Here is a 13,294-nt window from a genome sequence, read left to right as displayed (position 1 = left end):
AGCCGCTGTAAGAGCGGAACCGATATAAGCCATCACCCAAATAACGGATATACACCCCACCTCAGCAACAAAGCCTACGCCGTCTTCCCGGTATGGTTATTCAGCGAAATAACCTTGGTCTTCCCAATCCGGTGACGATAAATCTCACGCAGGTACTTGATCGCCTTCTTCACACAATCCCGCGACAGACGAATATCGTTGATCGACACAAACTTGTCCTTGTCGTTGATCAACTCACGATACTTCTTCTCGTACATCGGCTTGATCGCATACCAGTTGGTATCCAGGATCTTCGCCGGGTTCTCGAACTCGTTGAGCAGCTCATCAATCCGGTCTTCATCAAAATCCTCATGGATGATGAAATCCAGGATCGAATTATCCAAGGTGTCATCAAACCGATACGGATTACGCGCAAAACAGCGCTTGATAAATGCCACGATCAACGTCAAAAAATCATCCGACAGGCACGGGCTTTTAGCGATCAAGGTCGTGAGCGACAAGTTGGCCGACGCCCCGATCACCAGCGCATACCGTTTGAGCGTCGTATTGGGAAACAGGCTGTTGAGGTGCGTCTTGAGCCGATTCAGGTCCATATAGGACAGCTTGTAATCCTTGGGCAACGACACAATCGACACCACCGACGAGCAGTTCTTGAAGAAGTGCAAGTCATGCAACGCCGCCGCGTCATAGCCGGAATTCTTGTACTGCTCCAGGGAGGCCTTGTACCGCTTGGACTCAATCGGCAACAGGCTGATGCCTTCGATCGCCTGGGTCACCTTGTTGAAGTGCGGCAGATCAATGGAACGGAAAAACAAGTCGTCGATGTTCAGCCGCTGCGGCTCTTTTTCGAACACCTTGAACTTGTCGCTCGAAGGCGCCGGCGTTTCCGGCACCACCGATTCGGCATAGGCAATCGCTACCGGGCCGGCCAGGCTCATGAACAGGTCGTTGGCATCCAGGCGGATGGTCTCGCCAATGTCGATCCCGGCGCGACGGAAGTAGTTCTGGTCGTAGTCGGTGGTAACCGCCTGGGCCGTCAGAATGTTGAAGATCTGCTGCGAGATGTACTGGTTGGCGTGCTTTTCCATGGCATTGACATCAATGTTCTGGATGTTGCCGTCATCGCTTTCCTCGGCGTAACGCATGATGTCGTTGGAGATCAACATCATTGCGTTCCACGGTCGGATACGGCCTTTCACGCTGGCTTCGCTGCTGTCTTCATTGTCGAAGTTGTACGAGAAGTCCCATTCTTCCGATAGGTATTTGCACAACAGCCGCCCGGCGTTGATGTGCAGCGCCTCGGACATTTCGCTGCGGTGATCGGAGATGTTCGGCAGCACACAAATCCCGCTGGTGAAGATCGGCTCGAACACGAAGGCGTGACCGCTTTTGCTGTCATGTTCATCGGCGGGCTTGGTGTCGAACGTCTTGTTCATGTACGAGTGCTGCTGGGCCAGGCCGAACTCCGAGGCCATGCCTGAACCGGTACCGCCGCCGGCACTGAAGATCGAGAAGTACAGGCGCGACTGGTTGGCCTTGATGCCGCAGGAGTCGATCAGGTACGAGTGGATCATCTTCCAATCGGGGCTGGAGAAGCGCTGCGTGTCTTTGTTGAGGATGATCTTGGCCAGGTACTGGCCGAGGATCGGCGCGTTACCGGCGCCGCCGGCATGGACTTCCGAGAGGTCCATGATTTTCATCTTGCTGTAGTCCCGCAGGAAACCGCTTTTCTCACCCTTGCGCGAGAAACGGATGCGCCCGGCAATGTCCTTGTCCAGGTCGCCCAGCATCACCAGCGGCTCGACCAGGAACACCGGTTTGGTGCCCTTGTTCGAACCCAGGCGCAGGTTGTTGCGAATCCACTGGGCGGGGCGGTAGCCCTTGTCGGTTGATTTGTCTTCGTTGCTGAATTCGTTGAGGTAGAACTTGCGGGCGTTGTACACCAGCTCTGCCACATCCAGGGCAATGTTGGAGCCACAGCGGCCCAGGCCGATCAGGCACACCGAGGGGAATTCCTGCTCATTGCGCAGTTCACCGTCGACTTCCAGGTTCGGTGCGCGCGGGAACACCATGTCGCGCAGGCCGTCGAGGTTGTCGAGGATGCGGTCGGTGTTGGTTTCGGTGAAGTACAGGTACTGCTGGGTGGCCAGTGGGCGGGCGGTGCTCAATGACTTTGAACCTGAGGGTTTTTCCGCAGGGGCTGTCAGCAACACGTCGGATACCGCAGTGGCAGAGTTATTTTTAGAAGTCATTGTGCGCCATGTGCCTGGACGGATGGCTGAGTAAGTATCAAATAGCCATCACAGAATGAGAGATCGCGACTTTACAGTGCGTCCTGGTCCTGGGCGATAGGGTTTAACCCTAGGGTTTTAAGGGGAAAGCCTGGCCGGACTCTGATGAATCGGCCGTTCGTCGGGGTTCTTTAGTGAAATGATGGCGATTTGCCAAATAAACGGCGTCAGCGAATTGGCCGAACGATGGACGCCGGGCCCGCACGACCCGAAGGCGGATCTTTCGGCGCGGGGTCACCCCCCGTCAGGCCCAGCAGGCTGAACAGGTTGTTCTGGTCCAGGCTGTTGATCACCGCGCTGATATCACTCAACGGCACCGCAGCGCTGAGCAGGTAACCCTGAACAAAATCACAGCCGTGTTTTTGCACCACTTCAAATTGTTGCAGGGTTTCCACGCCCTCTGTCACCACCTGCAGGTGCAGGGTGTGGGCCATGCCGATAATGGCCTGGACGATCTCGATGTCGGCGTTCGACTTGGGGATATCCTGGATAAATGAACGGTCGATTTTCAAGGTGTTCAACGGCAGGCGCTTGAGGTAGGCGAGGGACGAGTAGCCGGTGCCGAAGTCGTCGATGGACAGCGACACGCCCAGGGCGCGGATTTGCCGCAGCAATGCCAGGGTGCTGCTGATATTGCCCATCAGCGCGTTCTCGGTTACTTCCAGTTCCAGGCGATTGGCCGCGATCCCGCCGAAGCGCAGGGCGTTTTCGATCTCATCGGCCAACTCGTCACGGGTCAGGTTCAGGGCCGAGCAGTTCACGGCCATGACCAATTCGGTGTGGCCTTGTTCCGACAGCAGGCTCAGGTCGTGACAGGCCTGGCGCAGCACCCAGTGATCCAGTTCGGCAATCAGCCCGTTGCTTTCGGCAATGCCGATGAACCGGTCCGGGGTCAGCAGGCCATGTTGGGGGTGTTGCCAGCGCACCAGGGCTTCGAGGCGCGTGACCCTGCCTTTTTTCAGGTCAAGTATCGGTTGGTAAAACAGCACCAACTCGTTCTTGCCCCGCAGTGCGGCGCGCAGTTCCTCTTCCAGCTGCAGTTCCAGGAAGGCCCGGGTTTTCAGGTTGGAGCTGAAGAAGTTCAGGCTATTACGCCCGGCATCCTTGGACTGATACAGCGCCAGGTCAGCGGTCTTCAGCAGCTCTTCGCTGGTTTTGCCGTCTTCGGGAAACAGGCTGATGCCGATGCTGGTGGTCATCACCATGCGCCGGCCGGCCAGTTCGATGGGGTCTTTCATTTTCTGCATGATGCGCTGGGCCATGTGCCGCGCTTCATCGCGGTGATGGATGCTGATCAGGATGCAGAATTCGTCACCGCCAAACCGCGCGACCACGTCGTCATGGCTGCGCACCGAGCTTTTGATGTGGCCGGCCAGCACCGTCAGCAGTTCGTCGCCGGCGTCATGGCCGAGGCTGTCGTTGATGCGCTTGAAGTGATCGATATCCAGGAAGATCACCGCCAGCATGCCGTCGGTGGCGGTTTTTTCCGCGAGTTTCTCGGCGAAGATCTGGTTGAAACCACGGCGGTTGAGCAGGGTGGTCAGGGCATCGTAATGCGCCACCTGTTGCAGCGAGGCGCGGGCCTGGTCCAGTTCGGTGAGCAGGGCGTTGACCCGGCGCAGGTCGGTTTCCTTGTGTTGCAGCTTCTTGTCCGCGAGGGCAGCACTGATGCTGCTGCCAATCACCAGCAGAGCGATGACCGCCACCAGCAGCCCCAGTTGGACCGGGTTGTTGTCCACCGGCAGTGCCGACTGTACGAGGTCTTCGGGTACCAGCAGCTGCATGGCCGCCATGCCGGTGAAGTGCATGCTGATAATGCCCGCGCCGAGCACCAGGCTGGCCGCGTACTTGAGCAATTGATGGAACATGCCGGTGCCGTTGCGCAGGTACAGCGACAGCAGCAACGCCGCCAGGCTGGCGCCGATCGCGATCAACACAGAGGCGAGGAACAAGCCAGTCTCGAAATACACGCCCGCCTCGGAGCGCATGGCCGACATGCCCACGTAGTGCATCAGCGCAATACCCAGCCCCATCCACACCGACGCCAGCACATATTGGTGGGCGCGCAGCCTTGGATGACTAAGGGTTTGCATGGCGAACAGCGCCGCGATCAGGGCGATCAGCAGCGAGGCGAACGTCATGATCAATTCGTAGTGAATCGCGATAGGCGCCTGGAAGGCCAGCATGCTGATGAAGTGGGTCGACCAGATGCCGCCTGCCAGGCAGCCCGCGCCTACCCAGCGCCAGTGCCGTTGAGCCTTGGGGTTGTCGACATGGCCGACCCGCTCGGCCATGTCCAGGGTGCCGAAGCCCGCTGCACAGGCCACCACGTAAGCCAGTAGCACCAGAAAGGGGTTATGACTGCAATTGAGTAATAAGTGCCCACTGTCCGGAAGGTCGGTAAAAAAATGCAAACCAAGCCATTCCATAGCATGTCCCGTCACAGAGTTTTAGTCTGACTGCGTCTTTCAGTATAGAGAGCGTGAGCGAGTTACAAGGATTGATGGCAGATTGCTTCTAATTATTTGGCGATGATTTTATAAACAACTAGAACCAAATGATTAGGGATGACCGCCCGGGTCGCCCGATGGAGTGACATCAGACTTACGAATCATTACAGACAATCCCCACGAGGCTGACTAGATTGCAGGTTCCGGGCTCAGGATGCGTCTGGCATCGCGGCTCACATAACAATAAAAGAGACGGACCCATGCAGAACTCGACCCAAGCGGCGAATGCCTGGCGCATTCTGTTCCTGCTGTTCCTGGCCAACCTGTTCAACTTTTTCGACCGCACCATTCCCGCGATCATCATCGAGCCGATCCGCATGGAGTGGCACCTCAGCGACTTCCAGCTCGGGATCATCGGTACCGCGTTCACCATTGTTTATGCAATTGCCGGCTTGCCGCTGGGGCGCCTGGCCGATACCGGCTCGCGCAGCAAACTCATGGGCTGGGGCCTGGCGGCGTGGAGTGGCCTGACAGCGGTCAATGGTCTGGTGGGCAGTTTCTGGACCTTTTTGCTGGTGCGCATGGGCATCGGCATCGGCGAGGCCAGTTATGCGCCGGCGGCAAACTCGCTGATCGGTGACCTGTTTCCCGCCCACCGCCGTGCCCGGGCCATGGGGATCTTCATGCTGGGCCTGCCCTTGGGCCTGTTGCTGGCCTTCTTCACCATTGGTGCGATGGTCAAGGCGTTCGACAGCTGGCGTGCGCCATTCTTTATTGCCGCGGTGCCGGGGCTGATCCTTGCGGTGTTCATGTTCTACATCAAGGAACCCAAGCGCGGCGCGGCGGAAGCCGTGCAAGTCTCCCAGGAGAAAGTCGACCGGCCGATTCGCCGGGTGCTGGCGGTGCCGACATTCCTCTGGCTGGTGCTGGCCGGGTTGTGCTTCAACTTCGCCACCTATGCCTGCAACTCGTTCCTGGTGCCGATGCTGCAGCGCTATTTCCTGCTGCCGTTGCAGGATGCGGCAGTCGCCACCGGTGTCATCGTCGGTATTACCGGCCTGGTGGGCCTGACCCTGGGTGGCTGGATTGCCGACAAGATCCATCAACGCATCGCTAACGGCCGGCTGCTGTTCGCGGCGTGCAGTTTGATCATCTCGACCGTCACCACTGCTTGGGCGTTGCACGCCGGGCGGATCGAGATCGGTGTGTTTGTGGCGTTGTTCAGCGTGGGCTGGTTGTTTGCCTACAACTTCTATACCTGTGTTTATACGGCGATCCAGGACGTGGTCGAGCCGCGCCTGCGGGCCACGGCGATGGCGTTGTTCTTCGCCGGCTTGTATTTGCTGGGGGGTGGCATGGGGCCGATTGTGGTGGGCGGGTTGTCGGATCATTTTGCCCATTCGGCGATGTATGCCGACGGTGCCCAGCAGATGACCGAGGCTTACAAGGCGGTGGGACTGCATGACGCCATGTACCTGATTCCGGTGGCGCTGTTTTTGACCATGCTGTTTCTGTTCCAGGCGTCCCGCAGTTTTGTGCGCGATGCTCAGCGGATGAAGGATGGGTTGGGGGTGGTGGAGGTGCCGGGTACGGCGGTTACTGCCTGAGACCGAGGTGACGCCTTCGCGAGCAAGCCCGCTCCCACATTAGACCGCATTCTCAAGATGGAACTCGGTCAAATGTGGGAGCGGGCTTGCTCGCGAAGAGGTCATCAATAACAACGATGTCTACAGTGAATAAAAAAGGCCCGCATTGCGCGGGCCTTTTTGTTTGGCAGGGTAGGGCGGCGAAGTTAGCCCGCGACCAACACCCGAATCGCTTCCAGTCGCAGCGCCGCCTTGTCGAGCATCGCCAGGCCTTGCTCGCGCTGTTGGCGCAGGGCAACCAGTTCGCTGTCGCGCACGGTCGGGTTGACCGCTTGCAACGCGGTCAGGCGCGCCAGTTCTTCGTCGGTATCCGCCGCCAGGCGACGTTGAGCCTCGGCCACACGCTCGGCGTGACGCGGGGCAATCTTCTCCTCACCGGCGTTGATCCGCGGCGTCAGCTGGTCGCGCTGGGCCTGGACGAACTTGTTGGCGCTGGCCCGCGGCACGCTTTCCAGCTGGTCGTTCAAGGTCAGGAACGAGACGCGGCCCGACAGGTCATTGCCGTTGGCATCCAGCAGGCAACGCAGTGCCGCCGGTGGCAGGTAACGGCCCAACTGCAGCGAACGCGGAGCAACCACTTCGCTGACGTAGAGCAGTTCCAGCAACACGGTGCCCGGCTTGAGCGCCTTGTTCTTGATCAGCGCCACGGCGGTGTTGCCCATGGAACCGGACAGCACCAGGTCCATGCCGCCCTGCACCATCGGGTGTTCCCAGGTGATGAACTGCATGTCTTCGCGCGACAGCGCCTGGTTACGGTCGTAGGTGATGGTCACACCTTCGTCGTCGCCCAGGGGGAAGCTGGCGTCGAGCATTTTTTCGCTGGGTTTGAGGATCAGCGCGTTTTCCGAATGGTCTTCGCTGTCGATGCCAAAGGCGTCGAACAGGGTTTCCATGTAAATCGGCAGGGTGAACTGGTCGTCTTGCTCAAGGATCGCTTCCACCAGCGCATCACCTTCGCCAGCGCCGCCGGAGTTGAGCTCCAGCAAACGGTCGCGGCCGGTGTGCAGTTCGGCTTCGAGGCGCTCGCGCTCGGCACGGGCTTCGTCGATCAGCCCTTGCCACTCGCCGTCGTCGGCGTTTTCCAGCAGCGGCAGCAGGCGCGGGCCGAACTGGTGCTGCAAGGCGTTGCCGGTCGGGCAGGTGTTGAGGAACGCGTTCAGCGCCTCGTGGTACCACTGGAACAGGCGCTCTTGCGGGCTGGTTTCCAGGTACGGCACGTGCAGTTCGATCACATGTTTCTGGCCGATCCGGTCCAGACGGCCGATCCGTTGTTCCAGCAAGTCCGGGTGGGACGGCAGGTCGAACAGCACCAGGTGGTGGGAGAACTGGAAGTTGCGGCCTTCACTGCCGATTTCCGAGCAGATCAGCACCTGGGCGCCGAATTCTTCGTCCGCAAAGTAGGCGGCAGCGCGGTCACGCTCGAGGATGTTCATGCCCTCGTGGAACACCGTGGCCGGGATGCCGGAGCGCACGCGCAGGGCGTCTTCCAGGTCCATGGCGGTTTCGGCGTGGGCGCAGATCACCAGGACTTTGGTGCGCTTGAGCATCTTCAGCTGGTCGATCAGCCACTCGACGCGCGGGTCGAAACGCCACCAGCGTTGTTCTTCATCGACGTCCGGCTGCGACTGGAAGCTGACTTCCGGGTACAGCTCGGCGTGCTCGCCCAGGGGCAGCTCGAGGTATTCGTCCGGGCACGGCAGCGGGTAGGCGTGCAGCTTGCGCTCCGGGAAACCTTGCACCGCGGCGCGGGTGTTGCGGAACAGCACGCGGCCGGTGCCGTGGCGGTCCAGCAGTTCGCGGACCAGGCGGGCACTGGCTTCGGCGTCGCCATCGTTGACGGCGGTCAGCAGCGCTTCGCCTTCGTCGCCGAGGAAGCCCTGGATGGTCTTGTGGGCGGCGGGCGAGAGACGGCCCTTGTCCAGCAGTTCCTGGACGGCTTCGGCCACCGGGCGATAGTTTTCGCTCTCGGCGCGAAAGGCGTGCAGGTCGTGGAAACGGTTCGGGTCCAGCAGGCGCAGGCGCGCGAAGTGGCTGTCCTGGCCCAGTTGCTCAGGGGTTGCAGTGAGCAGCAGCACGCCCGGAATCACTTCGGCCAGTTGTTCCACCAGAGAGTACTCGGGGCTGGCTTTTTCTTCGTGCCAGACCAGGTGGTGCGCTTCGTCGACCACCAGCAGGTCCCAGCCGGCCGCGAACAGCGCGTCCTGGGCCTTCTCGTCGTCCACCAGCCATTCCAGGGCCACCAGCGCGAGCTGGGTGTCTTCGAACGGGTTGGTGGCATCGCTTTCGATAAAGCGCTCTTCGTCGAACAGTGCGACCTGCAGGTTAAAGCGGCGGCGCATTTCCACCAGCCACTGGTGCTGGAGGTTTTCCGGCACCAGGATCAACACGCGGTTGGCGCGACCCGACAGCAACTGGCGATGGATCACCAGGCCGGCTTCGATGGTCTTGCCCAGGCCCACTTCGTCCGCCAGCAGAACCCGCGGCGCGATACGGTCGGCAACTTCACGGGCGATGTGCAGTTGGTGCGCGATCGGTTGCGCACGCACGCCGCCCAGGCCCCAGAGCGAGGACTGCAACTGGCGGCTGGTGTGTTCCAGGGTGTGGTAGCGCAGGGAGAACCAGGGCAGCGGGTCGATCTGGCCGGCGAACAGACGGTCGCTGGCCAGGCGGAACTGGATGAAGTTCGAGAGCTGGGTTTCCGGCAGGGTGACCTGCTCGTTCTGCCCATTGAGGCCGTGGTAGACCAGCAGGCCGTCGACGTCGTCGACTTCTTGCACGGTCATTTTCCAGCCTTCGAAATGGGTGATGGTGTCACCCGGCGAAAACCTCACGCGAGTGAGGGGCGCATTCCGTAGCGCATACTGGCGAGTGTCGCCAGTGGCCGGATAGAGCACGGTTAACAAGCGGCCGTCCTGTGCCAGAACGGTGCCTAACCCCAGCTCTGCTTCGCTGTCACTAATCCAGCGTTGCCCCGGTTGATACTGCTGCGCCATGCTGCCTGACTCCCGCCGTGAAAAAGCCGACTATTCTAACGGAACACGGCTTCCAGACCAAAAGGAATAGGTGCAGCTTCGAGCTTTAAGCTACAAGCGGCAAGAAAAAGGGCGGTATCTTCGTCGGATAGATGACGATTGGTTCACAAGTTGGCGGCTTGACGCTCAAGTCGTCACCCACGCAGCCGACAGTCTGCTGAACAGGAGACTAATAATATGCTGCCACCCATGCTGCCCTTGAGTGTTGTGCCGGTCACGTCGCAGCTTGACCCAGTGCGCCAGAAGCCGGATATCCCGCCCGTGGCGCCGGTTCAGCCAGGCTCCAACGAAAGTACCATCGACCTGCAAAAGCGCGATCCCGAGGAAGCGGCTTTGCTGCTGCGCGAGGAGCAGCGTCGCCAGCAGGAACAGCAAAAGCGTCGCCGCGAAGCCGATGAAGACTCGCAGGAGCACCTGGCTGTTCCCGGTGACGAACTCAACGCCGACAACACCGTGCCGGTGGTGCCGTTGATTGAAGACGCACCACGGCAAGGCTTGTGGGTGGACGTCGAGGTTTAATCCCGCAGTTCGCGCAGGGCGGCGATCAGTTGCTCGATGTCTTGCGCCGTATTGAGGTAGCTCACGGAGATTCGCGCCACGCTGTCCAGCTCGCGGGCCTGCATGTCCAGTGGAGTGTAGGGCACGCCATTGGCACCGATGTTGATCCGCTTGAGGCCCAGGCGGCGCTTGAGCTCGAAGGCGTCCCAGCCGGCCAGGTTGAACGCGATCAGGCCGGACTGGTTTGCGCTGGTTCCCAGGTCATGCAAGGTAATCCCGTCGATTCGGCGCAATTGTTCACGGATTGTGTCGCTTAACAGCCGGACCGTCTCGCGGACCCGCTCGACCCCCAATCGATTGACCTCCAGCAACGCATTGCCCAGGCCTGCCAGCAAGGCGAACGACACTTCGCTGGTTTCAAAGCGCCGGGCGTCGTTGCGCAAGTCAAATCCCGCAGGGCTCCAGGGCGCCGAAAACACATCGCGTTGGGCCGGGTTCAAGCGCTCGAGAAAATCCGGCCGCACATAGAGCAGGGCGGTCCCCCGTGGGCCGCGCAGATGCTTGCGCCCGGCGCCCTTGAGCACATCGCAGTGCAGCGCTTGCACATCCACCGGCACCTGACCGATGGCTTGCCCGGCGTCGATGAAATAGGCAATGCCATGACGCCTGGCCAACGCGCCGATGGCCTCGGCCGGGTTGATCAAGCCGCTGTTGGCGGGGAGCCAGGTCAGGTCGATCAACCGCACCCGGGCGTCGAGCATGGCTTCCAGGCCGGCGACGGATACCGCGCCGGTTTCATCGCAGGGGATCACTTCTACTTGTGCACCCGATTGCACGGCCGTCTGCATGCTCGCCAGGTTGCCGCCCCATTCGTGGCGGCCCACCAGAATGCGGTCGCCTGGCTGCCACGGGCCCAACGCCTGGAACGCCATGCTCCAGGCGGTCGAGCCACTGCTGGCGAAGGCAATCGATGACACGGGTGTATTGAGCAGTTGCGCGGCGGCGCGACGGGCTTTTTCCGCCAGCAGTGCACCGTGTTCGCCGGCCTCCATCGGGCCGTCGCGGGCTTCGCGCTGCAACTGGTCAATGATTGCATCAAGCGTCCCTTGGCTGGGCAGGGAGGCCCCGGCGTGGTTGAAGTGGACGATGCCGGATTGGCAGCCCGGCGTTTCGTCCCGCAGCTCCCGGACCTCGGTCAGGGACAGCGCAGTCACGGCTGCAACTCGAAAATCGCGTCGATCTCCACGGCTACGCCGCCCGGCAAGCTGGCGACGCCCACGGCCGTACGGGCATGCCGGCCCTTGTCGCCGAGGGCGTTGACCAGCAAGTTCGAAGCGCCATTGGCGACTGCACCCTGGCGCTGGAAATCACCACTGCTGGCGATAAATACGCCCAACCGAATGATGCGCACCAGTCGCGACAGGTCATCGCCCAGGGCATCGCTTAATTGTGCCAACAGGCCCAGCGCCGCGAGTTCGGCGGCCTTGGCGCCTTCGTCTTCGCTGATGGATTCGCCGAGTCTTCCGATGTAGGTGGGTTTGCCGTCCACCAGCGGGATTTGGCCGGAGATGAACAGCTGGTTCTGGCTGATCACGAAATTGACGTAGTTGGCAATCGGCTGGCTGGGTGTCGGCAGGCTCAGGCCGAGGGCTTGTACGCGTTGTGAGATGGAGTGGCTCATGATGAATCCTCTTGGAAAGAGTCTTCAGCATGGGCGGGGCGATTTTCGCCGACAAACGGATAGATTTAACGCGACGTATCGAAATAACTCATGCGTCAGCGCAGATTTCCCGCAGCCATTCACTAAAACAGGCGGCCGCCGTGCTGGTTTCGCCATGCGGGGCAATCAGCCAGTAACCGATCTCGCTTTGATAGGGCGGCCAGTCGAAGGCCTCCACCAATGTGCCTTCCTTGAGCCTGCGTTCGATCAGGCGGTGACGGCCCATCGCGATGCCCTGGCCGGCGACGGCGGCTTCGACCACGATGTTGTAGTCGTGCAGCAGCGCCTTGGGGTAGTGCTCCACATCCACCTGATAATGCCGGGACCAGTCGGTCCACTCGAAAGGGCGGTGCGAGGTGGCCATCAGCAGCGGGCCATTGGCCAGTTGGCTGGCCTTGAACGCCGGGCTGCAAACGGGTGACAGTGTTTCGCTCATCAGGCGCGTGGCCTGCACGTCGGTCCAGTCGCCCTTGCCGTAGCGAATCGCCAGGTCGACCTCGGCGGCGGCGACATCTGCCAGCTGAATCGCCGGCACCAACTCCACCTGGATGTGTGGGTAGCGGCTGAGAAACCCCGCCAGGCGCGGTGCCAGCCACAAGGTGGCGAACGAGGCGAGCAGGCCGACGCGCAGTACGCTGGTGGCGGGCGGTGTTTGCTGCTGGCGGGTGGCGGCGGCGATGGTGTCGAGGGCGGGGCGGATCTGGTCGTAGTAGTGTTGGCCGTCTTCGGTCAGATCGATGGCGCGGGTGCGTCGGATAAACAGCGGTTTGCCCAAATGCTGTTCGAGTTTCTGCACTTGATGGCTGAGGGCGCTTTGGGTCACTGACAGCTCGGCGGCGGCCTTGATAAAACTCAAATGCCGGGCCACGGCCTCAAAGGCGCGCAGGGCCAGGAGTGGGGGAAGGTCCTTGTGCAGTGCCACGTCGAACGCTCTGTGTGAGGGGGTGGGATGGGGGGATTTTGCGGGCAAATGCGCGGGATGACATCGATTTTGTTTACGCGGGATTGGCGCAGGACGCATTATTGGGGCATCCAAGCCATTACGTAAGCCAAGCCATGAGTGACGATGACAAGCTGATTGACCTGAATGCCGAACGGGCCAAACGTGTTCATGATCTGAATGACAAGCGACTGAATGAAGTGCGCCAGGCGTTTGAACAGGCGATGCCGTTGGGGAAGCCCAAGAAAAAGCCGAAAAGCAAACCGAAAAAGCGTTGATATAGCCTGCATCGTTTGATGCAGGTCAGTTATTTCCCTTCTTTACGCTCCGTCGCGGGCGACATTGATCCTCGTCAATTTCTTCTTTCGTCTTCTTGGTTAACTTAGCCCTATCGCAACAGGGCAAGTGCAGGAGGCCGGTCATGTTTTTCGATAATGTGGTGTTTGCCGGAGTGCTGACGGTTGGCCTCATGGTGATGTTCTTTGTAGGGTTTGGAATTTTTATCTGGAAAGACGCTAATAAGCGTAAGAGGCCTTAGGTCTTTTCGGATACATGAGCACGCAAGGCATTTTGGGCGACTTCGGTCGCCTTTTTTTTGTTTTGGATTTTTTGATTTGGATTTTTTGATTTGGATTTTTTGATTTGTGTACATATCCGTTGCTGCGGTAACGGCTACTTATGGTTTCGCTCTTACAGCGAGTCACTTTTTTACAAAAC

At 60.1% G+C, this 13,294-nt stretch carries 10 protein-coding genes; 4 read left to right on the top strand and 6 right to left on the bottom strand.

Annotated elements, in window-relative coordinates; genetic code table 11:
• Nucleotides 1-74: 74 nt before the first annotated feature.
• On the bottom strand, nt 75-2,252 hold the full coding sequence (locus HYE77_RS15935) for a hypothetical protein (protein ID WP_177068982.1): 2,178 nt from the start codon (nt 2,250-2,252) through the stop codon (nt 75-77).
• 206 nt (nt 2,253-2,458) lie between these two features.
• The gene (locus tag HYE77_RS15930; protein ID WP_023659115.1) at nt 2,459-4,720 is read right to left on the bottom strand and encodes a bifunctional diguanylate cyclase/phosphodiesterase; all 2,262 of its coding nucleotides are present in this window, start codon (nt 4,718-4,720) and stop codon (nt 2,459-2,461) included.
• A gap of 281 nt (nt 4,721-5,001) precedes the next feature.
• On the opposite strand from HYE77_RS15930, the gene HYE77_RS15925 reads away from it, so the two are divergent.
• Nucleotides 5,002-6,348, top strand: a complete 1,347-nt coding sequence (locus tag HYE77_RS15925; protein ID WP_177028597.1) for an MFS transporter — start codon at nt 5,002-5,004, stop codon at nt 6,346-6,348.
• A 185-nt stretch (nt 6,349-6,533) separates the two neighbouring features.
• Here the strand turns inward: HYE77_RS15925 and rapA are convergent, their stop codons facing one another.
• Nucleotides 6,534-9,380: an RNA polymerase-associated protein RapA gene (gene rapA, locus HYE77_RS15920; protein WP_003210909.1), complete on the bottom strand. Its 2,847-nt coding sequence runs from the start codon at nt 9,378-9,380 to the stop codon at nt 6,534-6,536.
• A 216-nt stretch (nt 9,381-9,596) separates the two neighbouring features.
• Here rapA and HYE77_RS15915 point away from each other — a divergent pair, with 216 nt between their 5' ends.
• Complete coding sequence (locus HYE77_RS15915; protein WP_008430424.1) at nt 9,597-9,938, top strand: hypothetical protein; 342 nt, start codon at nt 9,597-9,599, stop codon at nt 9,936-9,938.
• On the opposite strand, the gene HYE77_RS15910 is transcribed toward HYE77_RS15915, so the two are convergent.
• From HYE77_RS15910 to HYE77_RS15900, 3 genes are all read right to left on the bottom strand, one after another.
• Nucleotides 9,935-11,131, bottom strand: coding sequence for an aminotransferase class V-fold PLP-dependent enzyme (locus HYE77_RS15910; RefSeq protein WP_371321560.1), 1,197 nt, complete (start codon nt 11,129-11,131; stop codon nt 9,935-9,937). The two genes, HYE77_RS15915 and HYE77_RS15910, sit on opposite strands and share 4 nt — an antisense overlap.
• The gene (locus HYE77_RS15905; protein WP_177068981.1) at nt 11,128-11,598 is read right to left on the bottom strand and encodes a RidA family protein; all 471 of its coding nucleotides are present in this window, start codon (nt 11,596-11,598) and stop codon (nt 11,128-11,130) included. Before HYE77_RS15905 ends, HYE77_RS15910 begins: the two co-directional genes overlap by 4 nt.
• Nucleotides 11,599-11,686: 88 nt before the next feature.
• Nucleotides 11,687-12,559 carry a LysR substrate-binding domain-containing protein gene (locus HYE77_RS15900; protein WP_102368259.1) on the bottom strand — a complete coding sequence of 291 codons (873 nt, stop codon included), beginning with the start codon at nt 12,557-12,559 and terminating at the stop codon, nt 11,687-11,689.
• Between HYE77_RS15900 and HYE77_RS15895 the strand changes: the two genes are divergently transcribed.
• Together HYE77_RS15895 and ccoM are read left to right on the top strand one after the other, a co-directional pair.
• The gene (locus tag HYE77_RS15895; protein WP_143495551.1) at nt 12,553-12,855 is read left to right on the top strand and encodes a hypothetical protein; all 303 of its coding nucleotides are present in this window, start codon (nt 12,553-12,555) and stop codon (nt 12,853-12,855) included. The two genes, HYE77_RS15900 and HYE77_RS15895, sit on opposite strands and share 7 nt — an antisense overlap.
• A 143-nt stretch (nt 12,856-12,998) precedes the next feature.
• Nucleotides 12,999-13,115: a cytochrome c oxidase subunit CcoM gene (gene ccoM / locus HYE77_RS32820; RefSeq protein WP_003210916.1), complete on the top strand. Its 117-nt coding sequence runs from the start codon at nt 12,999-13,001 to the stop codon at nt 13,113-13,115.
• Nucleotides 13,116-13,294: the final 179 nt, after the last annotated feature.

Source organism: Pseudomonas sp. IPO3774 (genome assembly GCF_013386835.1).
In the GTDB taxonomy this organism is placed as follows: domain Bacteria; phylum Pseudomonadota; class Gammaproteobacteria; order Pseudomonadales; family Pseudomonadaceae; genus Aquipseudomonas.
The sequence above is the reverse complement of the archived record's forward strand: the minus strand, read 5'-3'. Positions and strand labels throughout refer to the sequence as shown.

Coding starts and splice junctions, on each gene's coding strand:
- HYE77_RS15925 (WP_177028597.1), top strand. CDS start 5,002: ATGCAGAACTCGACCCAAGCGGCGAATGCCTGGCGCATTCTGTTCCTG.
- ccoM (WP_003210916.1), top strand. CDS start 12,999: ATGTTTTTCGATAATGTGGTGTTTGCCGGAGTGCTGACGGTTGGCCTC.
- HYE77_RS15905 (WP_177068981.1), bottom strand. CDS start 11,598: ATGAGCCACTCCATCTCACAACGCGTACAAGCCCTCGGCCTGAGCCTG.
- HYE77_RS15915 (WP_008430424.1), top strand. CDS start 9,597: ATGCTGCCACCCATGCTGCCCTTGAGTGTTGTGCCGGTCACGTCGCAG.
- rapA (WP_003210909.1), bottom strand. CDS start 9,380: ATGGCGCAGCAGTATCAACCGGGGCAACGCTGGATTAGTGACAGCGAA.
- HYE77_RS15935 (WP_177068982.1), bottom strand. CDS start 2,252: ATGACTTCTAAAAATAACTCTGCCACTGCGGTATCCGACGTGTTGCTG.
- HYE77_RS15930 (WP_023659115.1), bottom strand. CDS start 4,720: ATGGAATGGCTTGGTTTGCATTTTTTTACCGACCTTCCGGACAGTGGG.